Here is a 13,764-nt window from a genome sequence, read left to right as displayed (position 1 = left end):
AAAGCATTTATATAGACATTTAAAACTCCGCTAATACTGGAAATTTATAACCTTTAAAATCTAACTCTTTATCACTTCGAACCATTAAATACTTGCTAGACTGTAATTCTGTAAACTGTACATCCTCAATCCCTAATTGATCCGGAGAAAAATAAAATTCGATTTCCGTAAACCTTTCATTGATTTCTCCACATAATTCATCTAAAACCGGAAGTACTGGCGCAAATACTCCAAATAATTTCAACTTTTCATTGTCTACTTCATAAACGATTAAAGCATCTAGTTTCTCTGAATAATACAATTTCTCATTCCATTCCGAATCATACATATTCAAATAAAATGAAGGATGGAAGTTTAAAGTTGAAAAACTATTTGAAAGTCTTTGGCTACTATCAATAGTTTCATGTATTAACTGTCTATTCTCTATATTATAGAAATCTAACTTTTTAAGTAGTGAATCGTTATTATTAATATTTTTATCATATGGTATAGTCATCAAATATTCCTGCACAACTTTAAATCCAAATGTTGTATATAGTTCAGGTTTTTCCGTAAACAATAATGCACATTCACATTTCTTATCGATTTCTTCTATCATTTTACTCATTAATTGTGTCATTAGCCCTTGTCTACGGAAATTAGGGTGTGTCATTACTGATTGAATACCCGCCGCATTTATTTTTTCACCATTAATTAATAATGGGAGTGAAAATGCCGCAACATTTGCAATCACTTTATCTTCTTGTAAAAATGATAAAGCTTTATATGTATCATCCCAATATCCTTTATCCGAAAAATCATTCAATGTTTGAGTTGTAATTCCCAACACTTCTTCAAATAAAGGAAATAACTGCTCTCTTTTCGGTTCTTCTATTAGAAGACTTGCCAATTTTTCAACATTCCCCATGTTGTACCTCCAAATGTTAAATTCCATTAAATTAGATATACTTATATGACCTACTCTTAAAAATAGAGGTCTTACCAATCAATATACTATCATAAAACATAAAAAAAAAGTCTAATTAATTTTATGTTTCGACTATTTGAAAATAAGTCGAATAAAAAAATATTAAGATTTTCGGATATTAATTAGTTTATTTTATAAAAATAGCGCTTTCTAATTAGCTTTTACTAATAGAAATACACTATTTATAATAAAATATTTTTATTCTTTTATCCCTTCAAGTCTTTCCTTCGTATTAATTTCTTCTCCACTTATACGCTTTTCAAAAGACTTTCTCCAACTATTTGAAAGTGCATTTACTTCTAATATCCTTTTTACCCCTTCAATATTTTGTTTTTCCTTATGCATAATACGGTTAGCGAATGCTACTGAAACACCTTTTGGATCAGACTGTAGTCTTTTTAAGGTGTCGACTGATGATACCCATCCTTCTTTTAATACACGAAAATAAAATCCTGTATATCCTGTTTCTTGAAAATATAGTGGTAACTTTGGAATATTATATTTTTTTGCTAATTTAAAACAAGGTTGCCTTGGTTGTGTTACCTGTACGATTGCCTGTCCTAGCTCAAACGTATCACCAATACAAACATCCTCTTCGCTCATACCACTAACTGTTATATTTTCTCCGAAAGCCCCATATACAAGATCTTGATTCAATTCTTTTTCCCAGTATGGATAGTGATCACCAGTATAAACACAAACTGCTTTATCTACTCCTCCATGATGAACTAAGTCAGCTTGTCCATCCCCATTAAATTTTACAAAGGATAAATATACCGGTTCCTTTACTTGTTTCTTATTTATGCCTGTATGAACTACCTTTCCGCCGTATGTAACCTCTTTTGGTAACCCTATATTTAAAGATAATAATTGATATTCATTAGCCATTCTATTTCCTCCTTTAAAGGTGTTACATGTATTTTCTCTCAATTAATTTTTACAACCCTCTCTGTTATATAAAGATGATTATAAAACCTCTAAAATCATTGTTCAATTCAATTATTTATATAATAATGATAGGTATAACCTATTATTATACTTGAGGTGATTCCAATCGAATTACGACAACTTGAATACTTTTTAGCTGTTTCAAAAGAATTACATTTCACAAAAGCAGCTGAGAAATTAAATATTTCACAGCCTTCTCTAAGTCAACAAATACGTGCATTAGAGCATGAACTAGGAATGCCACTTTTCGATCGAATTGGTAAAAAAATATCTTTAACTGAAGCAGGAAAGATTTTATTATCACATAGTAAAACCATTTTTCATGAAGTTGAACAAGCTCGTTCAGCTATTCAAGACCTAAACGGATTACAGCAAGGTTCCTTAACAATAGGGGCTTTGTTAACCGTCGTAAATTATTTACTACCACTAACTATTTTAAATTTCAATAATTTATATCCCAATATAGAGCTTTCTGTATTAGGGCTTCGCACAGGAGATATCCGTGAAAAATTATTACAAAACGAACTAGATATTGGAATTACATTTCTCCCGGTGCAAGATAAAGAGATTATCTCTATCCCTCTATACAAAAGCGATCTTACATTAGTCGTGCCCACTGGTCATCGATTAGCTGAACGTAATCATGTATCTATTGCTGAATTACAGAACTATCCTTTAATTCTTTTACCTAAAAATTTCTTTTTAACCGAACTAATTACATCTCATTGTCAAAAATTCAACTTTAAACCAAGACCAATTTTAGAAATTAGCACGATGGAATCTTTAATCCAAATGGTTTCCAAAGGAATGGGAATTACAGTGTTACCCAAACCATATATAGACTTTTTACAAAATAATAACATTCAAGCTATTAAAATAGAAAACCCTACTCCAACAATTGAAATAGGGTTAATTTATAGAAAAGATAAATATATGTGTGCTGCAACTCAAGAATTTATTGAACAACTAAAAAGCACAGTAAGTTCTTTCCAAAACTAAAAAAAGAGATTATCCTATGAAACCGTTTCACAACGATCTAGTAGAATAATCTCTTTTCAAAACAAAGTAAACATTATATTAAACTCTTATAGATTTTAATGTACCTTTTTAGATATTGGAATATATTTAGTAAAATATGCACCAACTAGCAATAATACAATTGAAAATAACCAAGTAAAAGCACCGCCAAAGTGAAACCAATATGCAAACATATTTAAAATTGCGAGTGAAAAGAAGCAAATAGAAGTTAACGCACTTTTCAATCCTTTTATCCCAGATTTTTTTCTCTTTTGATAAGCAATATACATCGCAATAACAAGAAAAAAGATAAGAACAAATGGTAACATAACTTTTAGCATTGGTAATCCCTCCTGTATAAACGCACTCTTTACACTACCATATTATACCACATAGTACTAAAGAACTTTTATTCATTCCTGTTGTTTTTCACTATCTTTCCTTCACATCAGACCTCATCAAAACTCTCAACTAATGATTATTTGCTAACTGATAATTGCCTTGTTAAGATTATGGTAATAATAGAGTTCCAAAATAAAGTGATTTGACATCCAATAAACAAAAACAATACATTGTCCCCACTTATAAGCAATCATCTAATTCATGAAACTAAGAAACTTATTTATCAAAGCAAAAGGAGAATTTATGTATGAGCAATTGCAAACCAATTGATGAATTAACTATTGAAGACCTAAAACAAAACCCCATTTGGGAATGGGCAATAGATGAAGAGGAAAACGAAGAACATGACGAAACATGGGTAAAACTAGCAGCAACTACTAATTTTACAGAGGAGCTAAACGGTTCAATCGTACTAGGCGAACTATTCTTACATAATGGTGAAAAGTTCCCTATGATGTGTGAAATTGACATTGAAAATAACGAGGCAGTAATTCGTTCTGTTGTTTATTATAACGAAGCAGAAAATGAGTATATTGCTATAGAAGATATTGTGAAAACGGTCGAAATGCCGTTATCGATTATTATTAACCTAACAATTCATGCAGAATCCAAAACCTTACGCTTCACTGCACATAAAGTAGATATTTATAAAAATTCAATAACGACTAATTTAAATTAAAGTTGGGCGAAATAAAGAAAACAATTATTAAATAAAGTGAAGCTTTAATCAGTGGGGGTCTTACTGCCCAGCAAATAGCGGGATAAAAACCGGAAAATCATTATCGATTCCCCGGTTTTTCAAACTAGATTAAAGTATTCCCTTTTCTACTAAAGTCTCTGCGATTTGAACTGAATTCCAAGCCGCACCTTTTAATAGGTTATCGGAAACAATCCAGAGGTGGAATCCGTTTGGCATATCAGGATCTTTACGTATTCTTCCGACAAATGTATCTATTTTCCCTTCTGCATATAATGGCATTGGATACAGCTGTTTACTAGGGTTATCCTGCAAAATAACACCTGGTGCATCCATTAATACTTCCTTAATTTCCGCAACGGTTGCTTCTTTTTCCAGTTCTATATAAACTGATTCTGAATGTCCTGATACAACTGGAACACGTACACAAGTAGCTGCCATTTTCAGGTTTTCATCTTCTAATATTTTCTTCGTTTCTTGAATCATTTTTACTTCTTCAAAAGTAAAATCATTGTCTGTAAATATATCTACTTGAGGCAGTACATTAAACGCTATTGGGTAATGTTTTTTATCTTTTTTCGCCGGTAATATATTACTTTTCACTTCTTCACCAGCAAGCATAGACTTAGCCTGCTCTTGTAATTCATGAATCGCATGAATGCCAGAACCCGATACAGCTTGATATGTTGAAACGATAATTCTTTCTAAACCGAATGATTTTCGAATCGGCTGAAGTGCTGTTACCATCTGTAATGCTGAACAATTTGGAACTGCAATGATACCTTTATGCTGCTTTAAAGTATGCGCATTCACTTCCGGAACAACGAGCGGTACACCTTGTGCCATTCGGTACTCACTTGTGTTATCAATTACAATCGCACCACTAGAAACTGCATGAGTTACAAATTGTCTAGATACTTCTCCCCCAGCGCTAAAAAAGGCAATATCTACACCTTCAAAGCTAGTTGTTTTTGCCTCTTTTATAATTATCTCTCGTCCTTTGAATCTTACTTTCTTACCAGCGGATCGTTTTGACGAAAGCAATGTAACTTCAACTATATTAAACTTCATTTCATTCTCTAACAGTTCAATAATTTTTTGCCCTACCGCACCTGTAGCCCCAACAACAGCTACATGATAGCCCTTTTTTTTCATCTTTTCTCCTCCAATATCACCTGAATGAATATTTCTACAATTTCATTTTATACAGAATTTAATCATTTGGAAAATTAAAATACATGATATAATCATTCACAAATCATGATAATAAAAGAGGGATCGCTTATGGAAATGAGACATGTTAAAACATTTTGCGCCATTGTGAAGTATGGTAATTTTTCTAAGGCTGCGCATGCGCTAGGTTATGCGCAATCTACTGTTACAGCACATATGAAAGCTTTAGAGAACGATTTACATATTCCTCTTTTCGATCGGTTAGGGAAAAAAGTGCTACTTACAAAAGCAGGTCATCAATTTCATCCTTATGCATTAGAATTACTTTCAATATATGAAAAAGCGCAAGAAATCCCCCAAAATACAGATTATTTAGAAGGTACATTAAGTATTACATCTAATGAATCATTAGCGGTATACCGATTACCACAATTATTACGTACTTACAAACAGAAAAATCCAAAAGTAAATATCGTACTTGAAACAAACACAAATGAACAAGCATTACAAAAATTACGTGAAGGAGAAACAGACGTTGTCTTCATAATTGGAGAAAGTATAGAACATAATGATTTTATTACGCGTACTTTTAGTAATGAAACATTTGGATGGATTTTACCAGCTTATTCCTCTGCACATACAAATCCATTCCAGTTATTACAGGACACCCAGTTCATTTTTACAGAACAAAGCTGCGGCTATAGGCCAATGGTAGATTGTTTTTTACGTCAAAGTGGAAATATTCCAGCTAAAACATTTGAAACTTCCAATGTTGAAGTAATTAAACAATCCGTTATGTGTAAGTTAGGCATTTCAATTCTTCCTTATATTGTTGTACAAGAAAGTTGTCAAAAAGAACAACTATGTTTTCAGCCTATCGAAACTCCAACAGTTATTCAAAGTCATGTAATCTATCATAAATCTAGATGGATTTCCCCGGTGTTACAGTCGTTTCTTTCCTTACTTGAACGAGACTAAAATATTAAGATGTACATAGAAAAAGAGTAATTGCCTAATAAGCAATTACTCTCTTTCATTAATTAGTATACTATTTATTAGTCTGTCCCCCACCTGCAATTAATTTACTACCTGAATATGTACCTTTGTTCATAAACACTTGATTAATTAATTCTTTTTGCTCAGCTTCCGACATTACTCCTTTTCCTTCTCCTAAATTCCCACTTTGTAATTTCCAAATCTTATTATGATCCCCATCAACTTTTTCATATTTTCCTTGTTTCCATCGTTCTAAAATTTCTACATATGTACTTCCCTGCACAAGATTATTACTCTTTACAATATCAATTAAGCTTTCAATCCGCTCTTGTGTAATAAAAATATAGCCCCACTTTTGATCAGCTTTCGCTTTTTGATGTGCCATTTCATGTAATGCTGTCTGTATGTTCTCATCTGTCCATTTAAAATTTTTATTAAAACCACTATTCGGCAATGAATAATTTCCATTTTCTAAAAGCTTTGCATCTTCTGCTTTTACGTTACTATCAGCTAATACTTCTACTGCTGGAGCAGCTGGTGATGCCTTTTTCGCAGCTGGTTTACTATTATTTAAATAATGCAGCATACCATATGTTAAACCTACTCCAATTACCGCCATACCAGCTATAACACCTATTATTTTCAAAAATGTTTTCATCTCGCTTGTTTCCTCCCAAATATCTCCGTTCTGACTACCTAATTATTTCTTATATAAAAACTGTTACTTCATTCAAAATATCGCATCCCATCCCCTATCATATTATTTATATATACTTCCTCATATTGTATTTCTTTTCCTTTGAAATTAAAAGATTATTCTGTTAAATAATGAAAATATTCTACAAATTTTTCCTTTATATTTATAAAGAAACAAAAAAAACAACGATTGCGTTCTACAACACTCGTTGTTTTTACTTTATGCACGATTTTCTTTTAACCACTTCGTAATAACATCTAACTTCGAAACATCAAAACGTCTTTCTTCACACACGTTCAATTTTTTTGAGTTTTTCACTATTTCTAATTCATTATTTCTTACACTTTTCGCCTCAATTAATTTACAATACCCATCTGTAACAGTATTTAAATTTTCATAATAACGTTGAAACGATTTTGATATATGTAAATGTTTTTCGAAGTTTCTTCTTCTTTTCGTCTCATCAGATACTTTCCGCTTTCTAAGTTCTTCATCGTTCGTATATAAATAAAAATATTGATCTGGAAAACCAATTTCCCTATTTATCATCTTTTCTTTATAAAAATTTTCTATTAAAGATAATGGCTGATTAAATATATCAAAATGAAAACACCAATTATAACTAAGTGGCTGATATATATCGCCATCGAGTATTACTAATTCATATTGCTTTGACTTCTGAACAGCTATATTCCAGCGCTCAACTTGTTTTTCAAAATACCATGTTCTATGTTCATTTTTTGGCCTTTCAAATAAAGAATTCACTTCAGGTATTATATAAGCACCATAATTCTTTTCTAATTCACGGCACGTGGTACTTTTACCAACAGCGCTTGCTCCCTCAAATGCTATTATCCCCATAGTTTCTTCCTCTTTCATTAACTAAAATTTCGTTGTTTCACTTTTCTTCCCCATAACTTTCTCCATAAAACAATTGAAGCAATAGTGAGCATGATTGTTGTAATGATACTACCTTCAATTCCGAACGTGCCTCCATGCAATGTTTCTGGTCCATTTGTTATAGACTTAAAAATTGGAGTAGAATATACAGTTGTGCCACTAACTGCAAAACCATATACATTATATTGAGCCCAGTTCCAAATTGAGTGCCATGCACATATTCCCCACAGACCGTCTTCTTTCAATACATATAAAGCTGCGAAAACACCCACTAATATTATATTCGATATAGATAATATTGTAATTCCCGGATTAAGTAGATGAAGAAATCCAAATAAAAATGAAGTTACAATTATTCCAACCCATATACGACTTCTAACAGAAAGAACCGGGAATAACCAACCTCGTACAATAATTTCTTCCGTTGCCCCTTGTATTAAAAAGGCAACTAGAGATCCTACTATTCCTACTATCACTGTTGAGGTAATATGTTGTACTTGCAATTTCACACTCCCCATTAATAATAGTAAAATAACTGGCGTTGAAATAAATAAAAACCCTATTAACGCACCTTTTAAATACTTTCTCATCCATTTCTCTTTCCAAAAGCCAATGGATGAAAAAGGTCTTTTTTCTACAAAACGAACCCATATAAATAAAATAAATATAGCTCCGCCAAACGTTAACACCATTCTAACATTGTCATAAATACCTTTCATGAATATCGTTTCAGCTTTCGGTAAAAATAACATAAATAACATAAAAAGTTCGCCTAAAGTCAAAAATATAATGGCTAATATTACAGCAAAGACTGGATGGACCTTTTTTCTCCCTGCTTTTGCTGCTTCAATTATTAAAAATGAATTATTTTTCACTTTCTTTTCTCCTTTTATAATATTTAACTACCAACAGTAAACAACCATATTTTACCACAAAAAATACATTATTAATATTTACTCTAAGTTTTTCTTACATGATTTTGCATAAATCCAAATTAGGAATAATATATAAATAAAAGAGGTGCCTTTGTGCCTTTACTATTATCACCCAGATTACTCAGTGGCATTACCAGCACTTGCTATTTCCCACCATTTGTTGTAAGATAGTAATTAAGGTCAATTTAACACTATATTTTCTTTGCATATTATCAAGTATCAATCAGGGACAGTTTGTACCCCTTATGGGTTTTTGATAATATGTGAAATTTTATTTTCATTCAAATAAGGCCGATCATATTGTAATTTTTCTACTTTTAGGAGGCATTACCATGACATTAACAGGTAAAGTAAAATGGTTTAACAGCGAAAAAGGTTTCGGTTTCATCGAAGTTGCAGACGGTAACGATGTATTCGTTCACTTCTCAGCTATCACTGGTGACGGCTTCAAGTCTCTTGACGAAGGTCAAGAAGTTAGCTTTGAAGTTGAAGAAGGTAACCGCGGACCTCAAGCTAAAAACGTTGTAAAGCTATAATTCAAACAATAAAAAGGTTGTTACCAGCAAGGTTAACAACCTTTTTAATATATAACTAAAATTTTTTACATAAAAGGAGTGGTTACATGTATCGCAATCGAAAGAACGATGTAGCAGAAGTACCACCAGAACAAACCCCTGTTTGGGAATGTGAATCAGAGGATTGTTTAGGATGGATGAGAAAGAACTTTTCATTTGAAGAAGAGCCTAAATGCCCTTTATGTAAAAGTAGCATGAAAAGCGGAGAACGTTTATTACCTAAATTAGGTTAATTTATAATAAAAAAAACCTCTTTTAATTAAGAGGTTTTTTTATTATAAATTTATGTCCTCAACATCAGTTCGCACTATAGAATACAATAATGCATCGTGTTGCTTATTTCCTTGATGAATATATCCGCGCAATAGCCCTTCCTTTTGGAAGCCAATTTTAGATAACATTCTACAAGAAGTAACATTTTCAGGATATGTAATAGCTCCAATTCTAAACAAACCTAAATCTTTAAATCCATAATCAATAATTTCTCCAGCTGCTTCTGAAGCATAACCATTTCCCCAATAGCGAGGATGCAGATCATATCCAATCTCAGATCGTTTACTCCATAATTGTAAATTGTTTAGTCCAATTGTTCCTATTAAAACGTTCGTTTCTTTTAACACAATTCCCCATCGTATTGCCTTTTTCTCAAAGTAATTTTTTGAAAAAGATTCGATCATACGTGAAGCTTGTCCAAACTCCGTAAAAGAATTCATACCGTAGTAACACGTCACTTCATCCAATGAAAAGATTTCATATATTTTTTGACAATAAGATTGTTCTATTTCAACTAAACGTAAGCGTTCTGTTTCTAATATAGGAAATGCCATAGGATCACTCCTTTCTCTCTACTCATTCATTATATCAGAAAAAATATGTATAATTAGTAAAGTCCTTATTGTTCCATAAATCAAACATTTCTAATGGCACATTCTCTCTTAATTCTATATACACGAATTAGATACCTTCTGATTGCACCTCAAACATCACGCTATAATTTCCATAAATCGAATTTTAAATTATCAAGAACTGTAAAGAAATTGTTTCTTCATTTTCTCCTTCTAAACAACCAACCTACCCCATACATTTATGGTAAAATATAGTTAATATATTATTTTATTGTGGAGGTGAAAATTTCCTATGTATATATTCATCGGCTTATCCCTCTTACTCATATTACTTATTTTTTTATTCGCAAAGAAATTCACACCAAACTCATTCATGATGACTAGCTTTAAAGGCAATAGCTTTACGACATTTTCAATCGGTATTTTAATCGCTGCCATACTCTCACTTTCATATGGAACTTATCATGCAGTAACATATCAACCTGGTTATTTAGATATTAAATTAAAAAATCAAAACTATACTGTTTTCGGTAATGTAGGCGAATTCGGTTATTTCTCCGAAGAATTATTAAAAAAAGATACAGAAGTACAACTATATTTCATCTCTTGGAAAACAATACAGTTAAAAAATCCGGTAATACTTATAGAATATCCTTCAGGAAAACAAGAAACATGGAAGCCAAATATCGTATCAATACCGGTAAATAAATTACAGGAAAAACATGATATAAAAGATATTTATCAACTATCACCGTATTCATTTAAAGAGTCTGGAGAAATAACATTAACAATAAAAGAAAAAAATGTAAAAAACAACAAAATTTCCATTCAAATAAAATAAATAAAAACTGTTCCTCCATTTTGCTGAAGAGACAGTTTTTATTTATTCTACAGTATTATTTATTTAATATAGCCATTATTTCATTGGCTATATTCTTTCCATTTCCAATACACGCACCAATTCCGACACCGTAATATGAGGCACCAGCTAAATATACATTTGGATAAAGATTCGTCATTTTTTCTTGCAATGTTTGAACCGCTTGATTATGTTCTAAATGATATTTCGGCATTAAATCTTTCCAATTTGTAACTTCGACTACTTCTGGTTCACCTTTAATTCCAAGACTCTTTTCAATATCATATAAAGCTACTCGTACTAATTCTTCTTCACTATAATTTTTGATTGTTTCATATACCGGATTGGTGCTCTTATAAAACATTCTTACTAATAATTTTTGTTTACCCGATGTATGTTTCCACTTTCGACTTGTCCATGTACAAGCATCACAATGTAAATCACTGTTTTCCGTTACAATAAACCCTGTGCCGTCAGCTGGTAGTTGTTCATCTAGTATGTCAAATCCTAAGTAAATACTTATAAGAGATGAGTTTTTAAATGTATTAAACTGCTCATTTAACTCATTAGACTGTAATAAAGTTTGTGCTATATCATGTGGAGCTGCTAAAACAACATAATCAGCTTGTATTGTTTCATGATTTACAAAAGAAATCTCATATCGATTTTCTTGTTTACTTACAGCCGTCGTTATAGCACCTTTTTTTACGACAGTTTCAGTCAGCACTTCTTCTAAGCGATTAATTATCGTAGATAGTCCACCTTTAAATGATACGAATTTTTTATTTCCTGCTGATTGAAATTGTTTTTTATTCTCTTCAAAACCTTTAATAATACTTCCATACTTATTTTTATAATCTAGTAAATATGGTAATGTAGATGCCATTGTAAGCTCATTCAATTTACCAGAATATACGCCTGAAAGCACAGGAGCAATTTGTCTTTCCACTAACTCTTTCCCTAAGAAACTTTCTAAAAATAGAGCAAGTGATGTATCTTTCGTAAACTCTTTATTTTTCGTTATGAAATCTTTTAAAGCTACGATTTTCCCTTTCGTTGAGACTAGTGTACTGCTAAACAACGACCGGGCGCTCATCGGTATCCCAAATATAGTATCAGAAGGAATCGGATGTAACATGTTTTCAGAATATATGTAAGAAATACCCGTTTCATTATATACCATTTCATCTTCTAAATTTAAATCTTTTACAAGTGGCATAACATATTCATTACGAGCAACGATTGAATCCGCTCCTGACTCCATAATGAAATCCTTTTCTTCCACACTATGGATTTTTCCACCTAAATACTCTTCTTTCTCAATAAGAATTAAATTTAAATCGATATTATAATCCTTTTTTAATTTTTCTAAATAAAACATAGTAGAAAGTCCCGTTATACCTCCACCGATAACAACAACTGTTTTCATATGTGCTGCGCTCCTAACCGATACAATTAATAATTCCTTTTTATTATAACCAAAAGTCCTTATATTCGACTAGCAAGTTGCGCATTCTGTAAGAAATTAGACAATATATTTGAATATATTTTCAAATTACCTAATAAAAAAGAACTATAACATATACAAACCACGTCATAGTTCTCTTTATTTTAAAAACATAAAGTAATTGATTAATTTGTCTAGTTCTTGACTCAATGCCAATACTTTTTCATGTTGAATTCCATAATCCGATACTAAATATAAAAGTTCTTCTTTTTTTATTTCAATTACTTTTTCTAATTTCGCTAGTTCCATGTCGTTTTACATCTCTCCAAAAATAAAATGTATGTATTTCAGTATAGCCTACTTACATAATTAGTAAAAGTAAAATACGCATGTAAAATCTTACATATTTGAAAAAATAATATACTACTAACAAAAAAAGAAACTAGATTAAGCTTCCTTTTACAGATTATTGACGTTCATTAAGAATGAATAACATACCGGAATTTTTCTAATGTTATATCTTTATAATTTGGAGCTCTCTTTATATGATTAAAATAACTAGCAATTGTAGCTGCTCCAAAATGCGCATGCCAAATATCATTTGTTTCTTTTTTGCATTGAGAAATAATTGAAAGGCCGCCTTTTAAAATACTTTTGTTTTCCATTTTCTTTCTCCCCTAATAAAAATCACTATATTTTCATCCTAAAGATGGTGTCAGTACAAATAAAATGTGATTCGATTCATCACTTTTATTCAAAAATCGATGCTTCACATTCGGTGGAATACGTACAACATCGCCTTCTTCTAAAAAATATTCTTTTCCCTCCAATTCCACGTACACTTCCCCTTTCATAATAACAGCAATCTCTTCCTTATCTTCATGGGAATAATGGCTTTCTGTTGTGTTTGCTTGTTTATTTAAATCCATCATTAACATTTCAATATGTGCTTTCATAAAATCAGGTGTTAATACATCATATACAATGTGATCATTGTTTTCCCGATATACTTTTTTTCGATCTTTTTTCTTAGAAATGAGCGAATCTGTATCAATATCATTAATAAAAAGTGTAAACAGCGGTACATTTAATGCTTTTGCAATTAACTCCAAAACATTTAAAGAAGGATTAGCATGTCCTCTTTCAATTTGGCTAATTAGTGATGTACTAATCCCTGCATACTCAGCGAATTCACGAATTGTCATATTATTTTTCTTACGATAACTTAATACTGTTTGTCCAAGCCTATCATGTATCATAGTAAAACTTCCTTTCGTCCATCATAATGCATATTTCATTGTCTTTG

The 13,764-nt window shown here is 31.3% G+C and carries 18 protein-coding genes; 6 read left to right on the top strand and 12 right to left on the bottom strand.

Annotation, left to right across the window (positions count from 1 at the left end; all coding sequences use genetic code 11):
- Window positions 1-19: 19 nt before the first annotated feature.
- Window positions 20-907, bottom strand: a complete 888-nt coding sequence (locus tag NST86_RS11925) for a GNAT family N-acetyltransferase (RefSeq protein ID WP_016117903.1) — start codon at window positions 905-907, stop codon at window positions 20-22.
- 258 nt (window positions 908-1,165) lie between these two features.
- Window positions 1,166-1,855: an MOSC domain-containing protein gene (locus NST86_RS11920; RefSeq protein ID WP_001263003.1), complete on the bottom strand. Its 690-nt coding sequence runs from the start codon at window positions 1,853-1,855 to the stop codon at window positions 1,166-1,168.
- 156 nt (window positions 1,856-2,011) lie between these two features.
- Here NST86_RS11920 and NST86_RS11915 point away from each other — a divergent pair, with 156 nt between their 5' ends.
- The gene (locus NST86_RS11915; protein ID WP_016117902.1) at window positions 2,012-2,914 is read left to right on the top strand and encodes a LysR family transcriptional regulator; all 903 of its coding nucleotides are present in this window, start codon (window positions 2,012-2,014) and stop codon (window positions 2,912-2,914) included.
- Between the two features lie 95 nt (window positions 2,915-3,009).
- Here the strand turns inward: NST86_RS11915 and NST86_RS11910 are convergent, their stop codons facing one another.
- Entirely contained in the window at window positions 3,010-3,273 is a 264-nt protein-coding gene (locus NST86_RS11910; protein ID WP_000921858.1) for a hypothetical protein, read from the bottom strand.
- Between the two features lie 308 nt (window positions 3,274-3,581).
- Between NST86_RS11910 and NST86_RS11905 the strand changes: the two genes are divergently transcribed.
- The gene (locus NST86_RS11905; RefSeq protein WP_016117901.1) at window positions 3,582-4,013 is read left to right on the top strand and encodes a hypothetical protein; all 432 of its coding nucleotides are present in this window, start codon (window positions 3,582-3,584) and stop codon (window positions 4,011-4,013) included.
- A gap of 129 nt (window positions 4,014-4,142) precedes the next feature.
- Here NST86_RS11905 and NST86_RS11900 read toward each other — a convergent pair whose 3' ends face one another.
- Window positions 4,143-5,186, bottom strand: a complete 1,044-nt coding sequence (locus tag NST86_RS11900) for an aspartate-semialdehyde dehydrogenase (protein ID WP_016117900.1) — start codon at window positions 5,184-5,186, stop codon at window positions 4,143-4,145.
- A gap of 129 nt (window positions 5,187-5,315) precedes the next feature.
- Here NST86_RS11900 and NST86_RS11895 point away from each other — a divergent pair, with 129 nt between their 5' ends.
- Entirely contained in the window at window positions 5,316-6,182 is an 867-nt protein-coding gene (locus tag NST86_RS11895; RefSeq protein WP_000425900.1) for a LysR family transcriptional regulator, read from the top strand.
- A gap of 70 nt (window positions 6,183-6,252) precedes the next feature.
- Here the strand turns inward: NST86_RS11895 and NST86_RS11890 are convergent, their stop codons facing one another.
- The 3 genes from NST86_RS11890 to NST86_RS11880 form a co-directional block, all read right to left on the bottom strand.
- Entirely contained in the window at window positions 6,253-6,858 is a 606-nt protein-coding gene (locus NST86_RS11890; RefSeq protein ID WP_016117899.1) for a PRK06770 family protein, read from the bottom strand.
- Between the two features lie 258 nt (window positions 6,859-7,116).
- Window positions 7,117-7,776: an AAA family ATPase gene (locus NST86_RS11885; RefSeq protein WP_000656807.1), complete on the bottom strand. Its 660-nt coding sequence runs from the start codon at window positions 7,774-7,776 to the stop codon at window positions 7,117-7,119.
- A complete protein-coding gene (locus NST86_RS11880; protein ID WP_016117898.1) occupies window positions 7,776-8,672 on the bottom strand; it encodes a CPBP family intramembrane glutamic endopeptidase in 897 nt (298 codons plus the stop codon). Before NST86_RS11880 ends, NST86_RS11885 begins: the two co-directional genes overlap by 1 nt.
- A 392-nt stretch (window positions 8,673-9,064) precedes the next feature.
- Here NST86_RS11880 and cspD point away from each other — a divergent pair, with 392 nt between their 5' ends.
- Both cspD and NST86_RS11870 read left to right on the top strand, forming a co-directional pair.
- Window positions 9,065-9,268 carry a cold-shock protein CspD gene (cspD, locus tag NST86_RS11875; protein WP_000176366.1) on the top strand — a complete coding sequence of 68 codons (204 nt, stop codon included), beginning with the start codon at window positions 9,065-9,067 and terminating at the stop codon, window positions 9,266-9,268.
- 86 nt (window positions 9,269-9,354) lie between these two features.
- Window positions 9,355-9,540: a cold-shock protein gene (locus tag NST86_RS11870; protein ID WP_000286203.1), complete on the top strand. Its 186-nt coding sequence runs from the start codon at window positions 9,355-9,357 to the stop codon at window positions 9,538-9,540.
- A gap of 42 nt (window positions 9,541-9,582) precedes the next feature.
- Here NST86_RS11870 and NST86_RS11865 read toward each other — a convergent pair whose 3' ends face one another.
- Complete coding sequence (locus NST86_RS11865; RefSeq protein WP_000885387.1) at window positions 9,583-10,134, bottom strand: GNAT family N-acetyltransferase; 552 nt, start codon at window positions 10,132-10,134, stop codon at window positions 9,583-9,585.
- 310 nt (window positions 10,135-10,444) lie between these two features.
- On the opposite strand from NST86_RS11865, the gene NST86_RS11860 reads away from it, so the two are divergent.
- The gene (locus tag NST86_RS11860) at window positions 10,445-10,993 is read left to right on the top strand and encodes a hypothetical protein (RefSeq protein ID WP_016117897.1); all 549 of its coding nucleotides are present in this window, start codon (window positions 10,445-10,447) and stop codon (window positions 10,991-10,993) included.
- A gap of 55 nt (window positions 10,994-11,048) precedes the next feature.
- On the opposite strand, the gene NST86_RS11855 is transcribed toward NST86_RS11860, so the two are convergent.
- From NST86_RS11855 to NST86_RS11840, 4 genes are all read right to left on the bottom strand, one after another.
- A complete protein-coding gene (locus NST86_RS11855) occupies window positions 11,049-12,440 on the bottom strand; it encodes a protoporphyrinogen oxidase (protein ID WP_000860365.1) in 1,392 nt (463 codons plus the stop codon).
- Window positions 12,441-12,617: 177 nt separating this feature from the next.
- Window positions 12,618-12,767, bottom strand: a complete 150-nt coding sequence (locus NST86_RS11850; protein ID WP_000417698.1) for an aspartyl-phosphate phosphatase Spo0E family protein — start codon at window positions 12,765-12,767, stop codon at window positions 12,618-12,620.
- Window positions 12,768-12,937: 170 nt separating this feature from the next.
- Window positions 12,938-13,123 (bottom strand): hypothetical protein, encoded by a 186-nt coding sequence (locus NST86_RS11845; protein ID WP_000428905.1) that lies wholly within the window; start codon window positions 13,121-13,123, stop codon window positions 12,938-12,940.
- Between the two features lie 33 nt (window positions 13,124-13,156).
- Window positions 13,157-13,717: a helix-turn-helix domain-containing protein gene (locus NST86_RS11840; RefSeq protein ID WP_016117896.1), complete on the bottom strand. Its 561-nt coding sequence runs from the start codon at window positions 13,715-13,717 to the stop codon at window positions 13,157-13,159.
- Window positions 13,718-13,764: the final 47 nt, after the last annotated feature.

The organism is Bacillus sp. FSL L8-0199, from assembly GCF_038005705.1.
In the GTDB taxonomy this organism is placed as follows: Bacteria; Bacillota; Bacilli; order Bacillales; family Bacillaceae_G; genus Bacillus_A; species Bacillus_A cereus.
The sequence above is the reverse complement of the archived record's forward strand: the minus strand, read 5'-3'. Positions and strand labels throughout refer to the sequence as shown.

Excerpts from the sequence above, each read along its gene's own strand:
- NST86_RS11905 (WP_016117901.1), top strand. The coding sequence starts at position 3,582 with ATGAGCAATTGCAAACCAATTGATGAATTAACTATTGAAGACCTAAAA.
- NST86_RS11900 (WP_016117900.1), bottom strand. The coding sequence starts at position 5,186 with ATGAAAAAAAAGGGCTATCATGTAGCTGTTGTTGGGGCTACAGGTGCG.
- NST86_RS11910 (WP_000921858.1), bottom strand. The coding sequence starts at position 3,273 with ATGCTAAAAGTTATGTTACCATTTGTTCTTATCTTTTTTCTTGTTATT.
- NST86_RS11870 (WP_000286203.1), top strand. The coding sequence starts at position 9,355 with ATGTATCGCAATCGAAAGAACGATGTAGCAGAAGTACCACCAGAACAA.
- NST86_RS11920 (WP_001263003.1), bottom strand. The coding sequence starts at position 1,855 with ATGGCTAATGAATATCAATTATTATCTTTAAATATAGGGTTACCAAAA.
- cspD (WP_000176366.1), top strand. The coding sequence starts at position 9,065 with ATGACATTAACAGGTAAAGTAAAATGGTTTAACAGCGAAAAAGGTTTC.
- NST86_RS11845 (WP_000428905.1), bottom strand. The coding sequence starts at position 13,123 with ATGGAAAACAAAAGTATTTTAAAAGGCGGCCTTTCAATTATTTCTCAA.
- NST86_RS11925 (WP_016117903.1), bottom strand. The coding sequence starts at position 907 with ATGGGGAATGTTGAAAAATTGGCAAGTCTTCTAATAGAAGAACCGAAA.
- NST86_RS11890 (WP_016117899.1), bottom strand. The coding sequence starts at position 6,858 with ATGAAAACATTTTTGAAAATAATAGGTGTTATAGCTGGTATGGCGGTA.
- NST86_RS11840 (WP_016117896.1), bottom strand. The coding sequence starts at position 13,717 with ATGATACATGATAGGCTTGGACAAACAGTATTAAGTTATCGTAAGAAA.
- NST86_RS11855 (WP_000860365.1), bottom strand. The coding sequence starts at position 12,440 with ATGAAAACAGTTGTTGTTATCGGTGGAGGTATAACGGGACTTTCTACT.
- NST86_RS11850 (WP_000417698.1), bottom strand. The coding sequence starts at position 12,767 with ATGGAACTAGCGAAATTAGAAAAAGTAATTGAAATAAAAAAAGAAGAA.
- NST86_RS11885 (WP_000656807.1), bottom strand. The coding sequence starts at position 7,776 with ATGAAAGAGGAAGAAACTATGGGGATAATAGCATTTGAGGGAGCAAGC.
- NST86_RS11895 (WP_000425900.1), top strand. The coding sequence starts at position 5,316 with ATGGAAATGAGACATGTTAAAACATTTTGCGCCATTGTGAAGTATGGT.
- NST86_RS11860 (WP_016117897.1), top strand. The coding sequence starts at position 10,445 with ATGTATATATTCATCGGCTTATCCCTCTTACTCATATTACTTATTTTT.
- NST86_RS11865 (WP_000885387.1), bottom strand. The coding sequence starts at position 10,134 with ATGGCATTTCCTATATTAGAAACAGAACGCTTACGTTTAGTTGAAATA.